Source organism: Nonomuraea sp. NPDC049637, assembly GCF_040675235.1.
Lineage (GTDB): Bacteria > Actinomycetota > Actinomycetes > Streptosporangiales > Streptosporangiaceae > Nonomuraea.
The window spans coordinates 202,263-225,145 of sequence record NZ_JBFAOM010000004.1; the positions used below are offsets into that span (position 1 = coordinate 202,263).

Genomic DNA, 22,883 nt, shown 5'->3' on the forward strand with positions numbered 1-22,883 from the left:
AGAGCGCTGATGACCAACGGAGCGCTGGGCGTGCTCCTGCTGGGCGGGGCCACGCTCGCCTACGTCCAGCTCGGCACGGACCGCGCGGCCGGCGAGACGGCCGTGCGCACGGTGACGGCGAGCCGCGGCTCGGTGTCCGCGTCGGTGTCGGCGTCGGGCGCGGTGGCCAGCTCCAGGACCAGGTCCCTGTCGTTCGGCACGAGCGGCACGGTCGAGCGCATCTACGTCAAGGCGGGGGACAAGGTCGACAAGGGCGACATCCTGGCCAGGCTGGACGACTCCGCCGCGCAGGAGAGCCTGTCGGCGGCCAAGGCCACGTACCAGAGCGCGATCGACGAGGGCACCGGCACGGCCGCGCTCTACGCCTCCTACGTCAAGGCGCGCAACGCCTACCGCGAGGCCGAGCGCACGGTCGCGGCCACCGTCCTGCGGGCCCCGTTCAAGGGCACGGTCACGGCGGTGAACGGATCCGTCGGCGGCACCGCCTCCGGCTCGGGCGGAAACCAGAGCCAGTCCCAGTCCCAGGGCCAGTCTCAGAGCAACGGCAGCGGCACGGGCGGGTTCGTCGACCTGGCCGACACCGGACGGCTCCAGCTCGTGGGCACCTTCACCGAGTCCGACGTCGGCAAGCTCGAACAGGGCCAGAAGGCCACCGTCACCTTCGACGCCCTGCCGGGGGTGACCGCCGACGGCAAGGTCACCCAGATCCAGCCGGTCGCCTCCACCAGCAACAACGTCGTCCAGTACCCGGTCACGGTCACCTTCACCAAGGTGCCCGCCAAGGTCAGGCTGGGCCAGACCGCCACCGTCGAGGTCGTCGTCGGCCGGGCGGAGAACGTCGTCACCGTCCCCTCCACCGCGGTCTCCACCAGCGGCGGCCAGACCACGGTCACCCTGCTCAGGGACGGCCGCCAGGTCAGGACCCAGGTCGAGGTCGGCGTCCGGGGCACGGCGCTCACCGAGATCAGGTCCGGGGTGTCCGAGGGCGACCAGCTCGTGCCGCCCGCGACCGGCACGCAGGGCACCAGCCAGCGCGGCGGGTTCGGCGGCGGGTTCCCGGGCGGCGGCGGCATGCCGGGTGGCGGGCGATGACGGCCCCCGCCACCGCCCCCGCCACCGCGACGGCGGCCCCGGTCCTGCGGGTGAAGGACCTGGTCAAGGAGTACGGCGAGGGCGACGCCAAGGTCCACGCCCTGCGCGGCGTCAGCCTGGACGTCGAGCGCGGCGACTACGTCGCCATCATGGGCGCCTCCGGCTCCGGCAAGTCCACCCTGATGAACATCCTCGGCTGCCTCGACGTCCCCACCTCCGGCACGTACCAGATCGACGGCGCGGACGTGGGACGGCTGGCCGAGCACCAGCTCGCGGTCCTGCGCAACCGCAGGGTGGGGTTCGTCTTCCAGTCCTTCAACCTGATCCCGCGCATGAGCGCGCTGGCCAACGTCGAGCTGCCGCTGGTGTACGGCGGCGTCGGCCCGGCCGAGCGGCGCTCGCGCGCCCTGGCCGCGCTGGAGCAGGTGGGGCTGACCGACCGGGTGCGGCACGAGCCGAACCAGCTCTCCGGCGGCCAGCAGCAGCGCGTGGCCGTGGCCAGGGCGCTGGTCACCGCGCCCGCGCTGCTGCTGGCCGACGAGCCCACCGGCAACCTGGACACCGCCTCCACCCGCGACGTGCTGCAGATCCTCGACCGGCTCAGCGCGTCCGGACGCACGATCGTGCTCATCACCCACGAGGACGACGTGGCCGCGCACGCCAAACGGGTGATCCGGCTGGTGGACGGCGAGATCGTGGAGGACCGCCGCCAGGCGCCGGTCGACGGACCACCCCCGAGGACGGCGGCCAGTGAACCAGCTTGAGATCCTCCGCTTCGCGCTGCGCGGCCTGCTGGCCAACAAGATGCGCAGCGCCCTGACCACGCTGGGCATCCTCATCGGCGTCGCCGCGGTCATCCTGCTGGTGGCGGTCGGCGAGGGCTCCTCGCAGAGCATCCAGAAGAACATCCAGCGCCTTGGCGCCAACACGCTGACGATCTCCCCGTCCTTCTCGGGCGGTGGCGGCGGAGGCGGCTTCGGCGGGCGCGCGCCGGGCGGCGGCGGCAACACCGGGCCGCGCACGCAGGCCAGGCAGCTCAGCCTGGCCGACGCCAAGGCGCTCACCGACCGGACGCTCGCGCCGTCGGTCAGGTCCGTCTCGCCGGTGGTCGGCGCGAACTCCGCCACCGCCGCGTACGGCGCCGCCAGCCACACGATCGCGCAGTTCGTCGGCACCTACCCCAGCTACTTCGAGGCCATGAACAAGCCGGTGGCCGAGGGCACGTACTTCTTCAACGACGACGTGCTGGCCGCCAGGAAGGTCGTGGTGCTCGGCCGGACGGTGGTGGAAGAGCTGTTCGGCGCGGTGGACCCGATCGGCCGGCAGGTCAGCGTGTCCGGGGTGCCGTTCACGGTGGTCGGGGTGCTCAAGGAGAGCGGCTCCACCGGCATGCAGGACGCCGACGACGTGGCCGTGGCGCCGCTGCCCGCCGTGCAGCAGAGCCTGAGCGGGTTCGGCTCGCTGGACTCGATCGTCGTGCAGGCCACCGGGGCCGAGGCCACCACGGCGGCGCAGTCGGAGGTGACCGCCGTCCTCAACCAGCGGCACGGCATCACCGACGGCAACCCCGACTACCGGATACTCAACCAGGCCACCCTGCAGGAGACGGTGAGCGAGGCCACCGGCACGTTCACCGTGCTGCTCGGGGCGGTGGCGGCGATCTCGCTGCTGGTGGGCGGCATCGGCATCACCAACATCATGCTGGTCACCGTGACCGAGCGGACCCGGGAGATCGGCATCCGCAAGGCGATCGGCGCGCCGCGCGGCGCGATCCTGGGCCAGTTCCTGATGGAGGCCACCCTGCTCAGCCTGGTCGGCGGGCTGCTCGGGGTGCTGGTGGCCTTCGTCGGCACCCGGTTCACCGTGGCCGGCATCGAGCCGGTCCTCGTGCCGTCGTCCGTCGCGCTGGCGCTCGGCGTGTCGGTGGGGATCGGGCTGTTCTTCGGCAGTTATCCCGCCAACAGGGCGGCCAAGCTCCGGCCGATCCAGGCCCTGCGGCACGAGTAGGCGGCATGAGTAAGGAGACAGACATGGACCGGCTCGACTCCTCGCCCTTCCCCGACGACCTGGGGGAGGAGCTCGCCGTCCGGCCACGCGGGGGCGTCTCGAAGCTGACGCTCGGGCTGGCCGCCGGGGTGGTGCTGGTGGCGGGCGTGCTCATCGGGATCCAGGCGGGCAAGCTGTTCGGCACGTCCGACGCCGCGCCGTCCGCCGCGCAGCTCCGGCGTACGGACGGCCAGTTCCCCGGCGGCGGCTACGGCCAGCGCGGCAACGGCGCCCAGAACGGCGCCCAGAACGGCACCCAGAACGGCGGGTTCGGGCAGCGCATGGGCGGCGGCACGGTCGGCACCGTCGAGAAGGTCGACGGCGACAAGATCTACGTCAGGACCATGGACGGCGCCACGGTGACGGTCACCACCAGCGACCAGACCACGGTCCAGATCTCCAGGCCCGGCAAGGTCGCCGACCTGGCCGCCGGCACCACGGTCGTGGTGCGCGGACAGCAGTCCGGGGACGGCTCGGTCACCGCGACCGCGATCACCCAGGGCGCCCAGGGCATGCCGGGAGGGGGCCCGCGATGAACCAGCCCGAGGCCAGGCTGCTGGTGGTCGACGACGAGCCCAACATCAGGGAGCTGTTCTCGGCCGGCCTGCGCATGGCCGGGTTCGAGGTGCTGACCGCCGCCGACGGGCGGGAGGCGCTGCGGGTGGCCGAGGAGAGCACGCCCGACCTGGTGATGCTCGACGTGATGCTGCCCGACATCGACGGCCTGGCGGTCGCGGGAAGGCTGCGGTCCCGTGGCCGCCGGGTCCCGGTGCTGTTCGTGACCGCCAAGGACACGCCGGAGGACCGGATCACCGGCCTCGGGCTCGGCGAGGACTACGTGACCAAGCCGTTCAGCCTGGAGGAGGTCATCGCCCGGATCCGGGCGGTGCTGCGCAGGACCCGCAGGGGCGCGCCGCCGCCCCACCGGCTGAGCGTCGCCGACCTGGAGCTGGACGAGGAGAGCCACGAGGTCTGGCGCGACGGCGTCCCGGTGCGGCTGTCGCCGACGGAGTTCCGGCTGCTGCGCTACTTCATGCTGAACGTCGGCCGGGTGCTGTCCAAGACGCAGATCCTCGACCACGTCTGGAACGGCGACTGGCGCACCGACGTGGGCCTGGTGGAGTCGTACGTGTCGTACCTGCGGCGCAAGATCGACACCGGCGACCGGAAGTACCTGCACACGCTGCGCGGGGTCGGCTACATCCTGCGCCCGCCGCGCCTATGAGGAAACACCTCGCCCGCGCCCCGCTCTGGCTGCGGCTGGTCTCGGCCACGCTGCTGCTGGTCACCCTCGCCATCACGGTCACCGGCCTGTTCGCCGTGCGGCTGCTGCGCGGATACCTGGTCGAGCGGGTGGACCGGCAGCTGGTGGCGGCCGCCGCGCCGCGCGACCTGCCGCCGCCGCCCGAGGCGTGGCCGGCCGGGCGGCAGCCGCAGCGGTTCTTCGGGCTGTTCCACTCGGTGCTGGTGGACGCGGGCGGCGCCACCGTACGGGTGATCAGCGAGTCCACCGAGGAGCACACGCCCAGGCTGCCCCGGCTGACCGGCGCGGACGTCGCCGCGCGCGGCGGGCGGCCGTTCACCGTCGAGTCCCGCGCGGCCGGCGGGCCGGACTGGCGGGTGGTAGCCGTCCCGGGCCGCGACGGCGTCAGCCGGGTGATCGCCATCAGCCTCGGCGACGTCGAGGGCACGGTGGCCCGGCTCGCCCTCATCGTGGCCTTCGCCGGCGGCGGCACGCTGGCCGTGCTGGGCGTCGCCTGCTACTGGCTGGTACGGCGGAGCCTGCGCCCGCTGCGCGAGATCGGCCGCACCGCCAAGGACATCGCGGGCGGCGACCTGTCGCGCCGGGTGCCGATGTGGGCGAGCACCACTGAGGTCGGCAAGCTGGGCCGCTCGCTCAACGGCATGCTCGCCCAGATCGAGTCGGCGGTGCGCGAGCGGGAGGCGGCGGCGGAGTCGGCGCGCGAGTCGGCGACGGCGGCGCGGCGTTCGGAGGAGGTCATGCGCCGGTTCATGGCCGACGCCTCGCACGAGCTGCGCACGCCGCTCACCTCGATCAGGGGGTTCGCCGAGCTGTTCCGGCTGGGGAAGGAGAAGGACCTGGCCGAGGCCGTGCGGCTGCTGAGCCGGATCGAGGGGCAGGCCGCGCGCATGGGCCTGCTGGTGGAGGACATGCTGCTGCTGGCCAGGCTGGACCAGCGGCGGGAGCTGGCGCGGCGGCCGGTGGACCTGCTCAGCCTGGCCGCGACCGCCGTGATCGACGCCCAGACGCTCGCCCCCGACCGGCGGATCGAGCTGGTCCGCCTGGACGGCGGCGAGGGCGAGGTGCTGGTGACCGGCGACGAGTCGCGGCTCGGCCAGGTGGTCGGGAACCTGGTGAGCAACGCGCTGCAGCACACGCCGCCCGGGACGCCGTTCGAGGTGCGCGTCGGGGTGGACGGCGAGCGGGCCGTGATGGAGGTGGCCGACGAGGGGCCGGGGTTCCCGCCGGAGGTGGCCGAGCGGGTGTTCGAGCGGTTCTACCGGGCCGATCCGGCGCGCGGGGTGGGCGGGGCCGGGCTGGGGCTGTCGATCGCGGCGACGCTGGTGGAGGCGCACGGCGGCGTCATCATGGCCGAGGGGGAGCCGGGCCGGGGCGCTCTGTTCCGCGTGCTCCTGCCGCCCGCCGGCAGCCCGGCGGGCGCTCAGCCGAAGGTGTAGCCGTACAGGCCGGTGCCCTGGGAGACCTGGCGGAGGCGGCCCAGGCGCAGGCCCGTCTCGCGGACGCCGGGGGCGAACATGACCAGGCCCTGGTCGGGGGCGGCGACCAGGAGCCCGTCCAGGGGACGGCCGGCGGTCAGCGCGCGGTAGCGGCCGCCGCCGCCGGGCAGCGTGGCCAGCGCGGCGCCGAAGTCGCGGCCCCTGCCCTTGACCAGCAGGTTCCCCTTCCGGGTCAGGCCGCCCGACGCGCGCCCCTGGAGCACCTGGACGGCGTGCTCGCCGGGCACGCCGATGGCCAGCTCGTCGTTGCCGTCGCCGGTGAAGTCGCCGGCGGCCAGGGCCGCGCCGAACCGGTCGTAGTAGCGCGGCTCGCCCTTCAGCGAGCGTTGCGACCACGCCTCGCTGCCGTGGGTGCGCAGGCCGGCGCGCGAGCCGTACAGGACGTCCACGGTGCCGTCGCCGTAGTCCATGGCCCGCTGGTTCTCGCTGAGGCCCTCGCCGGGGACGCCGACCGCCAGGTCGTCGCGGCCGTCGCCGTTGAAGTCGCCGGTGGCCAGGGCCGCGCCGAAGGCGTCCCACTTCTCCGCCGCGCCGGCGATCCCCGGCGAGCTCTGCGTGAGCAGCCGGGCCCGGCGGGCGCGCGGGTCGAGCACGGTCACCGACCCCTGGCCGTCCAGGCGCACGCTGTCGGCGGGCGCGCCGACGGCCAGCTCGTCGCGGCCGTCGCCGTCGAAGTCGCCGGCCGCCAGCGCCGCGCCCCACTGGTCGGTGACGTTCGCCGGCTGCCGCACCCACGACGTCTTCTGGGTGATCTGGTACGCCTTGCGGCCCTTCATCCCGTAGACGGTGACCGCGCCGCCGGAGGCGTGGCTCGGCGAGCCCACGGCCAGCTCGTCGCGGCCGTCGCCGTCGAAGTCGCCCGCCGCCAGCGCGGCGCCGAACCGGTCGCTGCCCCGCCGGGCCGGGGCCAGCTGCTCGCCGGCGACCAGCCCGGCGGGGGAGCCGTCGAAGATCTGCACGACCCCGTTGCCGTCCGCGCCGGGGACCCGCTTTCCGGCGAACTCCTCCGACACCCCGACCGCCAGGTCGGCGCAGCGGTCGCCGTCGAAGTCGCCGACGGCCAGCGCCGAGCCGAAGGCGTCCCCGGGTTCGGCGCCGGGCTGGGTGAGCCTGACGGTCCGGCCGGAGCCGTACATGACGGTCACCGAACCGGCCCTGGAGTCGTCGAAGGGAGCGGCGACGGCGATGTCGGCGCGGCCGTCGCCGTCGAAGTCGAGAGGATGCCCGCCGCACCCGGGCGCGGCGGCGGGTGCGGCACCGGACACGAGGGGAGCGACCAGGCAGACGGCGAGCAACGCGTTCATACCGACAGTCATCTCCGTCCAGGTCGAACCCGGACTTAACGCCACGAGAACGGGCCAGGAGGGCACGATGCACATCCGTTTCGGAAGGGACTTTCGGCCCGTCCGCCGGGGCGTGGGAGCGTGCCAGGATAGACGGGTGGACATCGACCTCGCTGATCTGGACTTCTGGCGCAAACCGCTCAAAGAGCGGAATGAGGCCTTCGCCCGGCTCCGGCAACTGGAGCACCCGGTGTTCTTCCCGGAGAAGAAGGTGCCCTTCCTCCGCTCCGGCAAGGGCTTCTACGCCCTCGTCCGGCACGCGGACGTCGTCGAGGCCAGCCGCAACGCCAAGATCTTCTCCAGCGAGCCCGCCGTCACCAACCCCGAGCCGCCGGGCTGGGTCAAGCAGGTGTTCGGCGAGTCCATGGTGAACATGGACGACCCCCGCCACGCCCGCCTGCGCCGCATCGTGACGCGCTCGTTCAGCCCGAAGATGCTGGCCGGGCTCCAGAGTGACATCGAGGCCGCCTGTGCCCGCATCGTCGACGACGTCGTCAAGGAGGGCCCGCGCGACTTCGTCACGCAGGTGGCCGCCAAGCTTCCCATCCACGTCATCTGCGACATGCTCGACATCCCGCAGGAGCTGCGCGCCAAGGTCCACCAGCACGTCGACATCTCCACCGCCTACACCGGCGTGCGGCCCAGCCTGGCCCGCAGCGTCCAGATGGCCGGTCAGAACATGCTGGCCCTGCTGGCCCTGCAGCGCATGGTCATCAAGCTCGGCCACGAGCGCGTCGCCGAGCCCAAGGGCGACCTGGTCTCGCTCCTGGTCAACGCCAACCCCGACGGCGAGAAGCTGACCGACAAGGAGCTGGGCTCGTTCTTCTCGCTGCTGCTGGTGGCCGGCAACGAGACCGCCCGCAACACCATGGCCCACGGCATCCGGCTGCTCACCGAGAACCCGGCCCAGCGCGAGCTGCTGACCTCCGACTTCGACGCCCACATCAACGGCGCGATCGAGGAGATGGTCCGCTACGTCTCGCCCATCATGCAGTTCCGCCGCACGGTCACCGAGGACTGCACGCTGCGCGGGCTGGAGCTGAAGCAGGGCGACAAGGTCGTGCTGTTCTACGGCTCGGCCAACCGCGACGAGTCGGTCTTCCCCGACCCCGACACCTTCGACATCACCCGCGACACCAAGCCCCACGTCGGGTTCGGCGGGCCGGGCCCGCACTTCTGCCTCGGCGCCAACCTGGCCAGGCAGGAGATGCGCACGATGTTCCGGGAGTTGCTGACCCGGCTGCCCGGCGTGCGCTCGGTCGGCGAGCCCGAGCTGCTGCTGTCGAACTTCGACAACAGCGTGCGCAGTCAGGCGTTCACGTACTAGCCGTCTCCGGCTCCCCGGCCAGCACGTTCGTCCTGATGGTGAAGAACGTGACGGCCGCGGCGACGGCCATCATGGCGGCGCTGATCAGCATGGCCGCCCGGAACCCGGCGTCGAACACCGGCGGGTTCTCGAACGCGTCGCCCACCAGGCCCACCAGCGGCGGCACGGCGGCCACCGCCAGCAGGCTCCCGGTGCGGGCCACGGCGTTGTTGACGCCGCTGGCCGTGCCGGCGTAGCGCTCGTCGGCGGTGGCCAGCACCGTCGCGGTCAGCGGCGCGACGGCCGCCGACAGGCCGAGCCCGAAGACGGTCACCGCGGGCAGCACCAGCAGCGGGTAGGAGGCGTGCGGGCCGATCATGCTCATCAGCACGAACCCGGCCCCCGCCAGCAGGATCCCGAGCGTCATCGGCCAGCGCGGCCCGAGCCGCCGGGCCGTCTCCCCGGCCCGCGACGACAGCAGCATCATCAGGATCGTGGTCGGCAACATCGACAGCCCGGCCGCGATCGGCGAGAACCCGGACACCACCTGGAGCTGGATCACCAGCAGGAAGAACACCACGCCCATGGCGGCGTACATGATGAGCGTGACGACGTTGACCGCCGTGAAGACGTGGTTCCTGAAGATGGCGACCGGCACCAGCGCCTGCGGCGACCTGCGCCGCTCGGTCACCACGAACGCCGCCCCGAGCAGCGCCCCCGCGATCAGCGGCACCGGGGCGCCCTTCTCGATCAGCCCGTACGTGATCCCGGCCAGCGCCAGCGCGGCCAGCAGCGAGCCCAGCACGTCGAACCGCCCGGCCGCCTGCTCGTCGCGGCTCTCCGGCACGTGCCGCAGCGTCACCAGCACCACGATCAGCGCGAACGGCAGGTTGATCAGGAACGCCCACCGCCAGCCCGCCGTCTGCACCAGCCAGCCGCCCAGCAGCGGCCCGATCGCGCTGGCCACGCCGCCCAGCCCGGACCAGACGCCGACGGCCCGCGGCCGGTCCTGCCTGACGAACGACGCCTGGATGATGGCCAGCGACCCCGGGGTGAGCAGCGCGCCGCCGACGCCCTGCAACGCGCGCGCCGCCACCAGGAACTCGATGTTCGGCGACAGGCCGCACAGCGCCGAGGCCACGGCGAACCACACCGTGCCGATCAGGAAGATCTTGCGCCGCCCGTAGCGGTCGCCGAGCGAGCCGCCCAGCAGGATCAGGCCCGCCAGGGTGAGGGTGTAGGCGTTGACGGTCCACTGCAGGCCGTCCATGGCCGCGTGCAGCTCCTTGCCGAGGAACGGCAGCGCGACGTTGACCACGGTGCTGTCGAGCAGGGCCAGCCCGGAGCCGAGCACGGTCGCGCCGAGGATCCACCGCCCGCGCGCCGACTTCACCTGGATGTGACCGTTCTGTCCCATCCGACAATCTTGTCACCGTCCCGGACCGGCTCCGGCGGCCACCCCGGCGTTCGGCCCCTACGGGCGGGCGCCGAGAGCCCGGAGCACGAAACCGGACACGGCCTGCTCGGCCGTCTCGACCGTGACCTCGCCGCTGATCAGCGGCACCCGCTCGGCCCCGATGACGGCCAGCACCATCCGCGCCGTCGCGCCCACCTCGGGCACCTGGAAGTCGCCCGCCCGCACGCCGTCGTCGAGGATCTCCACCAGCACCCGCTGCATGGGCGCGACGTGCTCGGCGAGCTGCTGGTAGGCGTCGGGCCCGAGCGCCGCGCCGAGGTCGGCCGCGCCCGGGTGGGGGTGGGCGAGCAGCCCCGCGAGCTGCAGCCGGACGAAGGCCCGCAACCGGTCGGCGGGCGAGGCGTGCTCGGGCAGCTCCCGCTCGTAGCTCTCGATGAAGTAGCTGGTGACGCGCTCGGTGAAGGCCAGCAGCAGCGCGGCCTTGTCGGGGAAGTAGTTGTACAGGACCGTGCGGGTGATGCCGGCCTCGTGGGCCACGTCCGTCAGGGAGATGGCGTCGATGCCCTGGGCCCTGGACAGGCGCGAGACGGCCTGCAGGATGCGGTCGCGCGTCTGGGCGCGATGCTCGCCGATCGTGGCGGCCGAGATGCGGGGCATAGGCCCATGGTAGGCCGGATCGCCGCCGGCGCACCCGGGACCGTCCCCCGGAACCCCGCGCCGGCGCGGGCCGGGCTCAGGGTTTGCGCCGGTCCGGGGCCGGCTGCCCGATGACCGCGCGCCGGGCGAGGTCCCACAGGCGTTCCAGGGCGGCGAGGACGGGCGGCGACTCCGGCCCGAGCAGCCTGACCCAGGCGCCCGCCCCGTTCGGCAGCGTGCTGGCCCCGCCGGGCAGCCCGCTGCCCGCCGCCACCTCGTGCAGCGCCCCGGCCAGCTCGTCCGCGGGCACGGCGGAGGTGATCACGTACAGGGTGGACAGGACGCCGTGCTCGCCGAACATCGCCGGGCCGGTGACCGGGGCCCGCTCGGGCACGAGCCTGAGCGGGTCGGCGAACAGCAGCCGGCCGCCGGCGTCGCGGACGTCCAGGTCGGTGCAGTACGCGGTGTAGGCGTGCCGCTCGCCCCGGGCCAGCCGCCCGGCCAGCACGGTCTCCCCGAGGATCACCGTGGCCCCGGGCCCGGCGCTCACCAGGGTGCGCTGGTAGAACCGGGACCCGGCGAAGGGGATCACCGGGTCCGGCAGGTACTCCAGGTAGCCGTCCGGCCCGGCGGTGAGCGTGACGAGCTGGGTGGCGTAGTCCTGCTCCATCCGGTAGAGCTTGGTGGCCGCCTGCGTGGTGACGTGCACGGACGCGCCCGCGCCGCAGGCGACGTCGAGCCGGTGGCGGTCGCCCTGGAGCACGCCGCCGCCGGTGGACATCACCATCACGTACGGCAGGTCGGGCCGGGCCGGGTCGTAGTAGTGCGGCCGCATGATCTGCAGCGGCGCCTTCTGGAAGTGGCCGGTCAGCTCGGTGCGCCCGCCCCGCCGCTCGAACGCCAGCTCCAGCACGCCGACCTTGCCCGGGCTGCCCACCGGCAGGGTGTCGGGCACGTCGGCGTGCCGGGCCACGTCCGCCGGGACCGCGTCGATCGTGTAGTGGCCGGCGGCCAGCCGGTCTACCGGGCCGGCGAGCACGCCGGCGCCCCGCTGAGGACGAAGTCGGCCACCTCGGCCACGCCGGTGCCCCGCAGGGCGTCGGTGAGCACGACCGGCCGCCCGTCGCGGACCCGGTCGGCGTCGCGCGCCATGACCTCCAGGTCGGCCCGCACGTACGGCGCGATGTCGATCTTGTTGATGACCAGCAGGTCCGAGTCGGTGATGCCGGGGCCCCGCTTGCGCGGCATCTTGTCCCCCTCGCCGGTGTCCAGGACGAAGACGTAGACGTCGGCCAGGACGGGGCTGAAGGTGAGCGTCAGGTTGTCGCCGCCGCTCTCGAACAGCAGCGTGTCGATGTCGGGGAAGCGCTCCAGCAGCTCGGCCCCGGCGGCCAGGTTCATCGTCGGGTCGTCGCGCACGGCGGTGTGCGGGCAGGAGCCGGTCTCGACGCCCACGACCCGCTCGGGGGCCAGCACGCCGTCCAGGGTGCGCCGGACGTGCTGGGCGTCCTCCTGGGTGTAGATGTCGTTGGTGACGACGGCCACGCTGCGCCCCCGGTCGAGCAGCACGGGCACCAGCGCCTCGATGAGGGCGGTCTTGCCGGAGCCGACCGGGCCGCCGATGCCGATCTTGAAGACGCGGTCCATGGCGGTGCCCGCCGGCACGTTCACGACGGGGTGCGGGTGGTGGTGATGCATCGGGACGCTTCCCTTCTCAGGTGGTGGACAGCCGGGCCCCGGCCGTTCCCTTGTCAGGTGGTGAACAGCCGGGCCTCGGCCCGTTCGTGGGCGGCGCTCATCGTGTCCGCGAGCGGCGTCGCGGCGTGCAGGTCGAGCGGGCCGCTGGCGGCCAGGGCGCGCTCGGCGGCCCGCCCGATCGCGCCGGCCGCGCCGTGCAGGGTGGCCTGGGCCTGGCGGAAGTCCAGCAGGCGCAGCCGTACGGCGGCGCTGACCCAGCTCGCGGCGAACGCGTACAGGTCGCCGGTCACCGCGTCGGCCTCCCGGACGCCGAGCCCGGCGTAGGCGGTGCCCAGCACGACGGCGTGGTTGCCGGGCGTGACCCTGGCCTCCACCAGCTCCGACAGGCGGCCCAGCGCCGGCGTCGCGAAGACCAGGACGGCCGTGCGCAGGACCTGGTTGCCGGTCCTGGTGGCGGCGGCCCGGATCTCCCGGCCGAGCTTGACGGCGTGCAGCCGCCGGTCCACCTCGGTCACCGCGTCCCAGTCGCCGGCCGTCACCGCCCGGTGGGTCAGGACCAGGGCGGTGGCGTCGCCCGGCCCCGCCGCGTGCAGCAGCAGGTCCTCCAGCAGCGCGGCGACGTCCACCGGGCCGGCCTGCGCGTACGCCTCCAGGCCGTGCGAGAGCGTGTAGAGGCCGCCGGGGAAGGCCGAGTCGGTGAGCTGGAGCTGGGCGAGCAGGCTCATGCCAGGAAGAACAGGTGGTTCAGCGGCAGCTCGCGGGCCGGCGCGATGGTCGCGTGCTCGCCGTCCACCGTGACCTTGTACGTCTCGGGGTCCACGGTGATCCGCGGCAGCGCGTTGTTGCGGATCATGTGCCGCTTGTCCACCGTCCTGGTGTGGCGCACCTTGGCGATCAGCCGCTGCAGGCCCAGCCGCGCCGGCACGCCGGCGGCGATGGCGGCGTCCGGCAGGAACGTCACGCTGCTCTTGCGCTGCGCCATCCCCATCGCGCCGAACATCGGCCGGTAGTAGACCGGCTGCGGCGTGGGCAGCGAGGCGTTCGGGTCGCCCATCTGCGACCAGTTGATCAGGCCGCCCTTGACCACCAGCGCCGGCTTGGCCGCGAACGACGTGAACGGCCACAGCACGACGTCGGCCAGCTTGCCGTCCTCCAGCGAGCCGACGTGCTCGGCGATGCCGGTCGTCCGGGCCGGGTTGATGGTCAGCTTGGCCAGGTAGCGCAGCACCCGCGCGTTGTCGTTGCGCTCGGAGTCCTCCGGCAGCCGGCCGCGCTGGTCCTTGCAGTGGTGGGCGGTCTGGAAGGCGCGGGTGAAGGTCTCCCCGATCCGGCCCATCGCCTGGGAGTCGGAGGAGAACATGCTGATCACGCCCATGTCCTGCAGCACGGTCTCGGCCGCGATGGTCTCCACCCGCACCCGGCTGTCGGCGAAGGAGACGTCCTCGGGGATGTCGTGGTTGAGGTGGTGGCAGACCATCACCATGTCCAGCAGCTCGTCGGCCGAGTTGATGGTGTACGGCAGCGTCGGGTTCGTCGAGGACGGCAGCGCGTTCGGCTCGCCGGCGATGCGGATCATGTCCGGCGCGTGACCGCCGCCCGCGCCCTCGGTGTGGAAGGTGTGGATCGCCCGGCCGTCGATGGCGCTGATCGTGTCCTCCAGGTAGCCGGCCTCGTTGAGGCTGTCGGCGTGCAGCGCCACCTGGACGTCGTACTCGTCGGCGATGCGCAGCGCGCAGTCCACCACCGCCGGGGTGGAGCCCCAGTCCTCGTGCACCTTCAGCGCGCACGCCCCGGCCTCGATCTGCTCGGCCAGCGCGGCCGGCAGGCTGCCGTTGCCCTTGGCCATGATGCCGATGTTCACCGGCAGCGCCTCGACGGCCTGCAACATGCGGCCGATGTTCCACGGGCCGGGCGTGCAGGTGGTGCCGCGGGTGCCGTCGGTGGGGCCGGTGCCGCCGCCGATCAGCGTCGTGATGCCGTTGGTGAGCGCGGCCTCGGCCTGCTGCGGCGCGATCAGGTGCACGTGCGGGTCGATCGCTCCCGGCGTGGCGATCATGTTCTCGCCCGCCAGCACCTCGGTCCCGGCGCCGATCACCAGGCGGCGGTCCACGCCGTTCTGGGTGTGCGGGTTGCCCGCCTTGCCGATCCCGACGATCCGCCCGTCCTTGATGCCGATGTCGCCCTTGACGACGCCGAGCACCGGGTCCAGCACGACCGCGTTGGTGATCACCAGGTCGAGCGCGATCGTGGCGTTCTGCGAGCCCGGGTCGGCCGCCATGCCGTCGCGGGCGGTCTTGCCGCCGCCGTAGACGGCCTCGTCGCCGTAGAAGCCGGCCGTGTGGTCCTTCTCGATCTCGATCACCAGGTTGGTGTCGGCCAGCCGCACCCGGTCGCCCACGGTCGGGCCGAACATGGCGACGTACTGCTTGCGGTTCATGGTGCTCATCGGCTCAGGCCTTCTTCTTCCTGGCGGCCGGCTTCTTGGCCGCCGGTTCCTTGGGGGCGGCCTTCTTGGCGGCGGGTTCCTTGGCGGCGGCCTTCCTGGCGGGCGCCTCGCGCGCGGGCGGCTCCTCGCCCGGGGTGCGGACCGTGGCCCCGGGCTCCGGCTGGTCGGCGTACCCCAGCTCGGCCAGGCGGCGCAGGGCGCGGGTGCGGCTGTCCCTGGCCCGCAGGCCGCCGTCCACCAGGCCGGCGAAGCCGACGACGCGCATGCCGCCGGCGAACTCCACCAGCGTGACCTGGTGGGTGTCGCCCGGCTCGATGCGTACGGCGGTGCCGGCCGGGATGTCGAGATGCATGCCGTACGCCTTCTCGCGGTCGAAGCTGAGCGCCCGGTTCGCCTCGAAGAAGTGGAAGTGCGAGCCGACCTGGATGGCCCGGTCGCCGGTGTTGCGCACGGTCAGCGTCACCGTGGCGCGACCGGCGTTGATCTCGATCGGCTCGTCCCCGTACATGATCCGGTCCGTGTCCGTCATGGCGAACCGCTCCTTTCTGGTCGCGGCGGTGTCAGCCGCCGATGGGGTCGTGGCAGGAAACGAGCTTGGAGCCGTCCTTGAACGACGCCTCGACCTGCATCAGCTTGAGCATTTCGCGCACCCCGGGCATGACGTCCCCGGCGCCGAGCACCTGCTTGCCGAGCTCCATGCACTCGGCCACCGTCCTGCCGTCGCGGGCGGCCTCCAGGACCGCGACGCTGATCAGCGCCACCGCCTCGCTGTAGTTCAGCTTCACGCCGCGCTCGCGGCGCTTGGCGGCCAGGTCGGCGACGACGTAGATCAGCAGCTTGTCGATCTCGCGCGGTGCGAGGTTCATGAGCTCTCCTTAGGTGGAAGCGCGCCGGACGCCGGAGAACGCCGGGACCGCCGCCAGGAAGATCCAGGTGACCAGGACGAACGGCCAGGTCAGGGTGTGCCCGCCGACCGGCGCGAACAGGTAGCCGACGAACGCCGTCAGCACGGTCGCCGACACCACGCCGGCCAGGGCGTACAGCAGGCCGAGAACGGTCGGCACGACGAACGCGCAGCACAGCGCGATGCCGGTGAGCACCGCGTTGTAGCCGTACAGACCGGCGCCGATGTCGGCCGCGGGCGCGCCGAGCAGCACGGCCACCAGGATCCCGACGGCGCTGGCGGCCAGCGCGGCCCCGGCCACCCGCCACCCGGCGAACGCCAGGCCGATCAGGAAGATCAGGCCGACGTACCACTTGCCCTGGAAGAACACCTGCCCGACGCCGTTCAGCAGCCCCTGCCACAGGTCGGCGAACGTCACCGCGGTCCCCGGGGACGTCGCCGACGGCGGCGCCGCCAGGACGTGCCGGCGCCAGACCCGCTCGTAGGCCGGGCCGCCGACCACCATGATCGTGGCCACCGCGCAGAACGGCGCGGTGAGCCCCGGCAGGTCGTGCGGCCCGAGCAGCACCTTGAGCGCCGACGTCAGGACGCTGCCCATGATCGCGCCGACGACGACCAGCAGCAGCGTGATCCACCGCGCCTGGAAGTACAGCACCAGCGCGACGCCGATCAGCGTGCCGTTGAACCCTTCGAGCCCGGCGGTCACGCTCTCCCTGGCCGCGCCGAGGAACCAGGCGGTGAGCGTGCTCACGGCGGCGCCGACCAGGCCGAACAGCGCGAAGCGCCATCCGGCGGCGAGCAGCGCGACGACGAAGCAGATCGCGGTCCCCAGGTTGTTCTGCAGGTCCACCTGGCTGACGCCGCGGAGCGTGGCGAGCGGCAGGTCGGGCATCTCGGCGCGCATTCCGCCTGCCTCTCTCGCCGGCACCGGGGTTGACGTGCGGCAACATTCCCCTGCGACGGGCGGGCCACGCGGCGGCGGCGGTTCGATGGACATTCTTTGCGAAAGCCGTCGAGGACTAAGAGCGCCTCAACAATGCACATCCCCGGCAAAGGCGGTTGACCAGGGAGTTTTGCCTCCGGTGCGCCCGATCATCTCTGTCTGGGGACAGGGAGGGAGGCCGAGCGATGCCGCCAGGGCTCAACACCGGGGATTCGGCCTGGGTGCTCGTGAGCGCCGCCATGGTGCTGCTCATGACGCCCGGACTGGCCTTCTTCTACGGCGGCATGGTCCGCGCCCAGAACGTGCTGAGCATGCTCTTCATGAGCTTCGTCTCGATCGCTCTGGTCACGATCCTGTGGTTCGGCTACGGCTACGGGCTGGTCTTCGGCCCCGACGTGGGCGGCGCCGGGGTGATCGGCTTCGGCGACCTGCGCTTCGCCGACATCACGCCCACGATGCTGCACGGCCGCGTCCCCACCTACGCCTTCGCGCTGTTCCAGCTCACCTTCGCCATCATCACGGTGGCCCTGATCAGCGGCTCGGTCGCCGGGCGCACCCGGCTCGGGCCGTGGATCGTGTTCTCCGTCGTCTGGGTGACGCTGGTGTACTTCCCGGTCGCGCACTGGGTGTTCGACCGGCAGGGCTGGATCAGCCGGTGGGGCGTGCTCGACTTCGCCGGCGGCCTGGTCGTCGAGCTGAACTCCGGCATGGCCGGCCTGGCCCTGGCCCTCGCGCTCGGCCCCGGCGTGCGTTTCCGCAGGAAGGAGCCGCCCCGGCCGAGCAACATCCCGTTCGTCATGCTCGGCCTGGGCCTGCTGTGGTTCGGCTGGTTCGGCTTCAACGCCGGCTCGGCCATGGCCGACGGCGGCATCGCGGTCAACGCCTTCCTGACCACCATGATCGCCGGGGCCGCCGGGATGCTGACCTGGCTCGTCCTGGAGTGGCTGCGCTACCGGCACTTCACCCGGCTCGGCTCGGCCACCGGCGCGCTGGCCGGGCTGGTGGCCATCACGCCCGCCTGCGCCTTCGTCAACGCCGAGGGCGCCCTGGTCATCGGCATCGTGGCCGCCGTCGTGGTGTCGTACGCGGTCACCTGGAAGCTCGTCCTCGGCTACGACGACACCCTCGACGTCGTCGGCGTGCACGGCGCGGGCGGCATCGTCGGCACCGCCCTCATCGGCCTGCTCGCGACCGGCGTCAGCGCCACCAGGACCAAGGGCCTGCTGTACGGCGGCCCGATCGAGCTGCTGCTCAAGCAGCTCGCCGCGATCGTCGTGGTCGGCCTCTACTCCTTCGTCGTCACCTACCTCATCGGCCGCGTCGTGGACCGGCTCTGCCGGATGCACGAGACCGAGGCCGAACAGCTCGCCGGCACCGACGCGCAGCTCGGGACGGAGGACTGATGGCCGCCACCCGTCATCCGGCCCGCGCGCTCGTCCTGATCGGGGTGGGCGGCGGCGTCGGCGCGGTCGCCCGCCACCTGCTCACCCAGACGCTGATGGGCGCCGACCACCCGCTGCCCTGGCCCACGCTGGTGGTCAACGTCCTCGGCTGCCTGCTGATGGGCCTGCTCACCGGCGAGCTGACCCGCCACCCGCTGCACCGGATGCCGGTCAAGGCGCTGCTCGGCACCGGCTTCCTGGGCGGCTTCACCACCTTCTCGCACCTGGTGGACGGCGTCCGCGAGCTCACCGTCGGCGGCGCGGCCGGCTGGGCGGTGCTCTACCTGGTGCTCAGCGTCGTCCTGGGCCTGCTGGCCGTCTGGGCGGGCCTGCGGCTGGGCAGCCGCCGATGATCCTGGTGCTGGTGGTCTTCGTCGGCGGCCTGATCGGCGCGCCGGCCCGCTACCTCGTGGACGCCGGCGTCACCAGGGCGGCCGGAAAGGCGATGCCCTGGGGCACGCTGGCCGTCAACGTCATCGGCTCGGCCGTGCTCGGCGTCCTGATGGGCATCGCCTCCCACGGGACCCTGCCGCCGGCCGTGTTGTCGCTGGTCGGCACCGGGTTCTGCGGCGCGCTCACCACCTTCAGCACCTTCAGCGCCGACACCTGGAAGATGCTGGCCGCCGGGTCCACCGGCCGGGCGCTGGCCAACATCGCCATGAACCTGGTGCTCGGCCTGGCCGTCGTCAGCCTCGGCTACCTGCTCGGCAGGGCGATCGCCGGCTGACCGGAAGGAGGCGGGAACGCCCATGACCACCGCCTCCCCGTGGGAGCGGGCCAAGCGGGCCCTGGTCGGCCGGCCGCTGCGGACCCAGCACCTGGAACGGCAGCTCCTGCCCAAGCGGCTGGCGCTGCCGGTCTTCTGCAGCGACCCGATCTCGTCGGTGGCGTACGCGACCGAGCAGATCATCATGGCCCTCACCCTGGGCGGCCTCGCCCTGCTGCACGTGACCGGCTGGATCGCCGCGGCCATCGCAGCCATGCTGGTGATCATCGTCGTGTCCTACCGGCAGACCTGCTACGCCTACCCGGGCGGCGGCGGCGCGTACGTCGTCAGCCGGGAGAACCTGGGCGTCAACGCCAGCCTGGTCGCCGCCAGCGCGCTGCTGGTCGACTACGTGCTGACCGTCGCCGTCTCCGTCGCCGCCGGGGTGGACGCCATCACCTCCTACGCGCCCGGCCTGGACCGCTGGTCGGCGCCGCTGAGCGTGGCCTGCGTCGCGCTGCTCACCCTGGTCAACCTGCGCGGCACCCGCGAGTCCGGCCGCGGGTTCGCGGTGCCCACCTACGCCTTCATCGCCTCGGTCTACCTGCTGTTCCTGGTCGCCGCCTGGCGGCTGCTCACCGGCGAGCATCCCCGCGCCGTCAGCGCCGGCTTCACCATCGAGCCGCTCTACCAGCCCGTCGGCTTCGTCGCCGTCTTCCTGGTGCTGCGCGCGTTCGCCTCCGGCTGCACGGCGCTGACCGGGGTGGAGGCGGTCAGCAACGGCGTGCCCGCCTTCCGGCGGCCGAAGAGCAGGAACGCGGCGAACACCCTGGCGATCATGGGTGTGCTGTCGGTCACCATGTTCTCCGGCATCACCGTGCTGGCTCTGCTGACCCACGTGCGGATGACCGACCCCGACCATCCCGGCCGGCTCGCCGGGATGCCCGCCGGGTACGTCGAGCCCACCGCCCTGGCCCAGATCGGCGACGCCGTGCTCGGCCGCGGCGTCCTGTACGCCTTCCTGCAGGCCAGCACCGCGGCGATCCTGATCATGGCGGCCAACACCGCCTACAACGGCTTCCCCATGCTGGCCTCGATCCTGTCCGCCGACTCCTACCTGTCCAGCCAGCTCCACAAGCGCGGCGACCGGCTGGTCTTCAGCAACGGCATCCTGCTGCTGGCGACGGCCGCGGCCGTGCTGCTCGTCGTCTTCGACGCCAGCAGCTCCCGGCTCATCCAGCTCTACATCATCGGCGTCTTCATCTCCTTCACGCTGAGCCAGGCCGGCATGGTGCGGCACTGGCAGCGCGCCGGCCCGCGCTCGCCCGGCGTGCGGCGACGGCAGGCCGTCAACGCGACCGGCGCGACGGTCACCGCCGCCGTCCTGGTGATCGTGCTGATCACCAAGTTCGCGAACGGCGCCTGGCTGGTCTGCCTGGCCATCCCGGGGCTGTTCGCGCTCATGAAGGGCATCAGGCGGCACTACGACCAGGTACGGGCGGCCACCACGCCGGACACGCCGGTCGAGCTGCCGGGCGGCGCCCACGCCATGGTGCTGGTCTCCCGGCTGGGCAGCCCCGCGCTCCAGGCGGTCGCCTACGCCGCGGCCACCCGTCCGGCCGGTCTGGAGGCCGTGCACGTGTGCACCGACGAGGAGGCGACCCGCGAACTGCGTGAAGGCTGGGAGCACTACGCGCCCTCCTCCGTGCCGCTGAGGATGATCGAGGCGCCCTACCGGACCGCCGTCGGCCCGATCCTGCGGCACGTCCGCGACTGGCTGGCGCTGCACCCCGACCAGATCGTGACCGTCTACATCGTCAGCTACGTCACCGGCCGCTGGTGGGAGCCGGCCCTGCACAACCGGCTGACCGCGCGGCTGCGGGACCGGCTGCTGCTGCTCCCGGGGGTCATGGTCACCCTGGTGCCCTACTGGCTGGCCTCGGGGGAGGGCCGCGCCGAGCGCCCGCCGCGGCTGCCCACCCGCCTGGCCGTCCTGGCCCAGGCGCCGGACGGCGGCGACGACCCGGCGCAGGCTACGCCGCGGCCCTGACGACGTGCATGAGCTCGGCCAGGACCTCGGTGTTGAGCTGGTAGGCCAGCCGCACCTCGCCGATGATCCGCTGCCGCTCGCGCTCGTCGAGCTGCGCGCCGAGCGCGTCGAGCCGGGCCCGGTACTCGTTCTTGAACCGCGGCAGGCTGCCCACCTCGTCGAAGATGTAGAAGTCGACGCCGCCGCCGGGCTGGTAGCCGAAGATCTTCTGCAGCTCCATGCGGATGAACTGGCCGCCCGACAGGTCGCCGAGGTAACGGGTGTAGTGGTGGGCGACGTAGCCGCCGGGCCAGTCGGTCATCTGGTGGATGCGGGCCTGGAGGGTCCGGGTGGCCTTGGAGGGGGCGACGCGCTCGCGCCAGGCGGGGCCGTAGATGGTGGCCAGATCGCGTTCCAGGGCGGGCTCGCGGTACAGCTCGGGGAAGACGAAGCGGCCGGCGACCGGGTGGGCGGCCAGCTCCTTGGAGACGCCGTCGAGCGCGAGGTAGGCGAAGTAGTGCTGGGCGACCATCTCGCCGTACTCGTGCTCGGTCAACCGGCCGGCCATCAGCTCGGCGAGGTAGCCCTCGGACTCGGCCGACTCGTGGTCGCCCCAGGTGGCGGCCCTCAAGGTCTCGGAGAACGACGTCGTCACAACACTTCCCCAACTCGCGCGAATGTTTCTGACACAGTGTCACAACCCTCGGAGGCTCCGTCAAGGCGATGGCGACAGCATGTCAGCAAAACTCGCCTCCGCCGTTCATCTACCCAGGAAGGCGGCGCTCAAGGGGGCGGGCCTGGCGGGGCCGCCCGTCGCGCACAGTGGCGGGCGTCAAACGGTCCGCTACCTGGAAAAATCCCTCTAACATACGGTGACACCGTCACTCGCTAGCCAACCCAGGAGTGATCCTTGACCGTCCAAGCCGACGTCGCCAGGCGACGCATCGAAGAGCTGCTCCGTGAGCACGAGGAGCAGATCCTCGCCCGCTGGGTACAGCTCGCCAAGGCCCCGTCGGACGAGCTTCTCGACATCTACCGCGCCCTGCGGTCCTCGCTCGATCAGGGCAAGGGAGACCTCGTCGACGTCCGCGGGCTGCTCGCGGAGCTCTCCCGGACCCGCGCCCGCGCGGGCCACGCGCCCGCCGACACCGCCCGCGCGGTCTTCGGGCTCAAGGAGGCCCTGTACGAAGTCATCGAGGCCGACGGCGAGCCCGAGGCCCTGCGCGGCTTCATCTGGTTCTCCCGGCTCATCGACGACCTCGGCCTGCTCACCTTCGAGACCTTCGCCGACGCCCGCGAGAAGATCATCCTGGACCAGGCCGAGCAGCTGCTCGAACTGTCCACCCCGGTGGTCAAGCTTTGGGAGGGCATCGTCGCCGTGCCGCTGATCGGCACCCTCGACTCCGCCAGGACCCAGGTCGTGATGGAGAAGCTGCTGCAGACCCTGGTCGACACCGGCGCCGAGCACGCTGTGATCGACATCACCGGCGTGCCCGCCGTGGACACCCAGGTGGCCCAGCATCTCCTCAAGACCGTGGTGGCCGCCAGGCTGATGGGCGCCGAATGCGTCATCTCCGGCATCCGCCCGCAGATCGCGCACACCATCGTCACGCTCGGCATCGAGTTCGGCGACATCGTCACCAAGGCGTCGCTGGCCGACGCCCTCGCCCACGCCTTCAAGCGCAGCGGCGTGCAGGTGACGCAGTCGAAGCACGCCCGCATCGCCGTCCGGGCGGAGGGCGCCTGATGGACCGGGTCCCCGTACTCAAGCTCGGCGACATCCTGATCGTCTCCATCCAGATCGACCTGGAGGACCAGAGCGTGCTGGCCCTGCAGGAGGACCTGGCCGAGCGGGTCGTCGCCACCGGGGCCAGAGGCGTGATCATCGACATCACCGCGGTCGAGATCGTCGACTCCTTCATCGGCCGCATGCTGGCCACCATCGCCACCATGTGCCGCATGCTGGACGCCCAGACGGTGGTCGTCGGCATGCGTCCCGCGGTGGCGATCACCCTCGTCGAGCTGGGCCTGTCGCTGGGCGGCGTGCGCACGGCGCTGAACCTGGAGAAGGGAGTGGCGCTCCTCGACCACGTCAGGGGCGCCGCCACGTGACCG

The 22,883-nt window shown here is 72.6% G+C and carries 23 protein-coding genes and 1 pseudogene; 13 read left to right on the top strand and 11 right to left on the bottom strand.

The window, feature by feature from the left end:
* Positions 1–9: 9 nt before the first annotated feature.
* Genes AB0J71_RS07765 through AB0J71_RS07790 form a run of 6 tightly spaced genes read left to right on the top strand, consistent with a single transcriptional unit; the run spans position 10 to position 5,838 of the window.
* A complete protein-coding gene (locus tag AB0J71_RS07765; RefSeq protein ID WP_352330084.1) occupies positions 10–1,092 on the top strand; it encodes an efflux RND transporter periplasmic adaptor subunit in 1,083 nt (360 codons plus the stop codon).
* Entirely contained in the window at positions 1,089–1,856 is a 768-nt protein-coding gene (locus AB0J71_RS07770) for an ABC transporter ATP-binding protein (protein ID WP_364389682.1), read from the top strand. Before AB0J71_RS07765 ends, AB0J71_RS07770 begins: the two co-directional genes overlap by 4 nt.
* Positions 1,843–3,099 carry an ABC transporter permease gene (locus AB0J71_RS07775; RefSeq protein WP_352330358.1) on the top strand — a complete coding sequence of 419 codons (1,257 nt, stop codon included), beginning with the start codon at positions 1,843–1,845 and terminating at the stop codon, positions 3,097–3,099. The genes AB0J71_RS07770 and AB0J71_RS07775 overlap by 14 nt, the downstream gene beginning before the upstream one ends.
* A 5-nt stretch (positions 3,100–3,104) precedes the next feature.
* Positions 3,105–3,674 carry a hypothetical protein gene (locus AB0J71_RS07780; RefSeq protein ID WP_352330356.1) on the top strand — a complete coding sequence of 190 codons (570 nt, stop codon included), beginning with the start codon at positions 3,105–3,107 and terminating at the stop codon, positions 3,672–3,674.
* Positions 3,671–4,363: a response regulator transcription factor gene (locus AB0J71_RS07785; protein ID WP_352330355.1), complete on the top strand. Its 693-nt coding sequence runs from the start codon at positions 3,671–3,673 to the stop codon at positions 4,361–4,363. Before AB0J71_RS07780 ends, AB0J71_RS07785 begins: the two co-directional genes overlap by 4 nt.
* A complete protein-coding gene (locus AB0J71_RS07790; protein WP_352330353.1) occupies positions 4,360–5,838 on the top strand; it encodes a HAMP domain-containing sensor histidine kinase in 1,479 nt (492 codons plus the stop codon). Before AB0J71_RS07785 ends, AB0J71_RS07790 begins: the two co-directional genes overlap by 4 nt.
* Here AB0J71_RS07790 and AB0J71_RS07795 read toward each other — a convergent pair.
* Complete coding sequence (locus AB0J71_RS07795; RefSeq protein ID WP_364413322.1) at positions 5,823–7,202, bottom strand: FG-GAP and VCBS repeat-containing protein; 1,380 nt, start codon at positions 7,200–7,202, stop codon at positions 5,823–5,825. The two genes, AB0J71_RS07790 and AB0J71_RS07795, sit on opposite strands and share 16 nt — an antisense overlap.
* Before the next feature lie 136 nt (positions 7,203–7,338).
* Between AB0J71_RS07795 and AB0J71_RS07800 the strand changes: the two genes are divergently transcribed.
* The gene (locus AB0J71_RS07800) at positions 7,339–8,568 is read left to right on the top strand and encodes a cytochrome P450 (protein ID WP_352330626.1); all 1,230 of its coding nucleotides are present in this window, start codon (positions 7,339–7,341) and stop codon (positions 8,566–8,568) included.
* Here AB0J71_RS07800 and AB0J71_RS07805 read toward each other — a convergent pair.
* From AB0J71_RS07805 to AB0J71_RS07845, 9 genes and pseudogenes are all read right to left on the bottom strand, one after another.
* A complete protein-coding gene (locus AB0J71_RS07805; RefSeq protein ID WP_352330624.1) occupies positions 8,558–9,964 on the bottom strand; it encodes an MFS transporter in 1,407 nt (468 codons plus the stop codon). The genes AB0J71_RS07800 and AB0J71_RS07805 overlap by 11 nt on opposite strands.
* Before the next feature lie 57 nt (positions 9,965–10,021).
* A complete protein-coding gene (locus AB0J71_RS07810; RefSeq protein WP_352330623.1) occupies positions 10,022–10,621 on the bottom strand; it encodes a TetR/AcrR family transcriptional regulator in 600 nt (199 codons plus the stop codon).
* Between the two features lie 76 nt (positions 10,622–10,697).
* A complete protein-coding gene (locus AB0J71_RS07815; protein ID WP_364413324.1) occupies positions 10,698–11,639 on the bottom strand; it encodes an urease accessory protein UreD in 942 nt (313 codons plus the stop codon).
* Positions 11,621–12,298, bottom strand: a complete 678-nt coding sequence (gene ureG, locus AB0J71_RS07820) for an urease accessory protein UreG (protein WP_352331342.1) — start codon at positions 12,296–12,298, stop codon at positions 11,621–11,623. The genes AB0J71_RS07815 and ureG overlap by 19 nt, the downstream gene beginning before the upstream one ends.
* A 53-nt stretch (positions 12,299–12,351) precedes the next feature.
* Complete coding sequence (locus AB0J71_RS07825; protein WP_364389690.1) at positions 12,352–13,023, bottom strand: urease accessory UreF family protein; 672 nt, start codon at positions 13,021–13,023, stop codon at positions 12,352–12,354.
* Positions 13,020–14,744, bottom strand: coding sequence for an urease subunit alpha (gene ureC, locus AB0J71_RS07830; protein WP_352331102.1), 1,725 nt, complete (start codon positions 14,742–14,744; stop codon positions 13,020–13,022). Before ureC ends, AB0J71_RS07825 begins: the two co-directional genes overlap by 4 nt.
* Before the next feature lie 223 nt (positions 14,745–14,967).
* A pseudogene (locus AB0J71_RS07835) lies at positions 14,968–15,273 on the bottom strand (urease subunit beta); the annotation flags it as partial.
* 31 nt (positions 15,274–15,304) lie between these two features.
* Complete coding sequence (locus AB0J71_RS07840) at positions 15,305–15,610, bottom strand: urease subunit gamma (protein WP_352330244.1); 306 nt, start codon at positions 15,608–15,610, stop codon at positions 15,305–15,307.
* Positions 15,611–15,619: 9 nt separating this feature from the next.
* Positions 15,620–16,552, bottom strand: a complete 933-nt coding sequence (locus tag AB0J71_RS07845; protein WP_352330242.1) for an urea transporter — start codon at positions 16,550–16,552, stop codon at positions 15,620–15,622.
* 224 nt (positions 16,553–16,776) lie between these two features.
* Between AB0J71_RS07845 and AB0J71_RS07850 the strand changes: the two genes are divergently transcribed.
* From AB0J71_RS07850 to AB0J71_RS07865, 4 genes are read left to right on the top strand one after another with little or no spacing between them, the layout of a single operon-like run.
* Positions 16,777–17,994 carry an ammonium transporter gene (locus AB0J71_RS07850; RefSeq protein WP_352330241.1) on the top strand — a complete coding sequence of 406 codons (1,218 nt, stop codon included), beginning with the start codon at positions 16,777–16,779 and terminating at the stop codon, positions 17,992–17,994.
* The gene (gene crcB, locus AB0J71_RS07855) at positions 17,994–18,386 is read left to right on the top strand and encodes a fluoride efflux transporter CrcB (protein ID WP_364413326.1); all 393 of its coding nucleotides are present in this window, start codon (positions 17,994–17,996) and stop codon (positions 18,384–18,386) included. The genes AB0J71_RS07850 and crcB (AB0J71_RS07855) overlap by 1 nt, the downstream gene beginning before the upstream one ends.
* Positions 18,383–18,760, top strand: a complete 378-nt coding sequence (crcB, locus tag AB0J71_RS07860) for a fluoride efflux transporter CrcB (protein WP_352330237.1) — start codon at positions 18,383–18,385, stop codon at positions 18,758–18,760. Before crcB (AB0J71_RS07855) ends, crcB (AB0J71_RS07860) begins: the two co-directional genes overlap by 4 nt.
* Before the next feature lie 22 nt (positions 18,761–18,782).
* Entirely contained in the window at positions 18,783–20,789 is a 2,007-nt protein-coding gene (locus tag AB0J71_RS07865) for an APC family permease (protein WP_364413328.1), read from the top strand.
* Here AB0J71_RS07865 and AB0J71_RS07870 read toward each other — a convergent pair.
* Positions 20,773–21,423 carry a biliverdin-producing heme oxygenase gene (locus AB0J71_RS07870; protein ID WP_352330700.1) on the bottom strand — a complete coding sequence of 217 codons (651 nt, stop codon included), beginning with the start codon at positions 21,421–21,423 and terminating at the stop codon, positions 20,773–20,775. The genes AB0J71_RS07865 and AB0J71_RS07870 overlap by 17 nt on opposite strands.
* A gap of 255 nt (positions 21,424–21,678) precedes the next feature.
* On the opposite strand from AB0J71_RS07870, the gene AB0J71_RS07875 reads away from it, so the two are divergent.
* Entirely contained in the window at positions 21,679–22,515 is an 837-nt protein-coding gene (locus AB0J71_RS07875) for an STAS domain-containing protein (RefSeq protein ID WP_352330698.1), read from the top strand.
* Entirely contained in the window at positions 22,515–22,880 is a 366-nt protein-coding gene (locus AB0J71_RS07880; protein WP_221762408.1) for an STAS domain-containing protein, read from the top strand. Before AB0J71_RS07875 ends, AB0J71_RS07880 begins: the two co-directional genes overlap by 1 nt.
* Positions 22,881–22,883 lie beyond the last annotated feature (3 nt).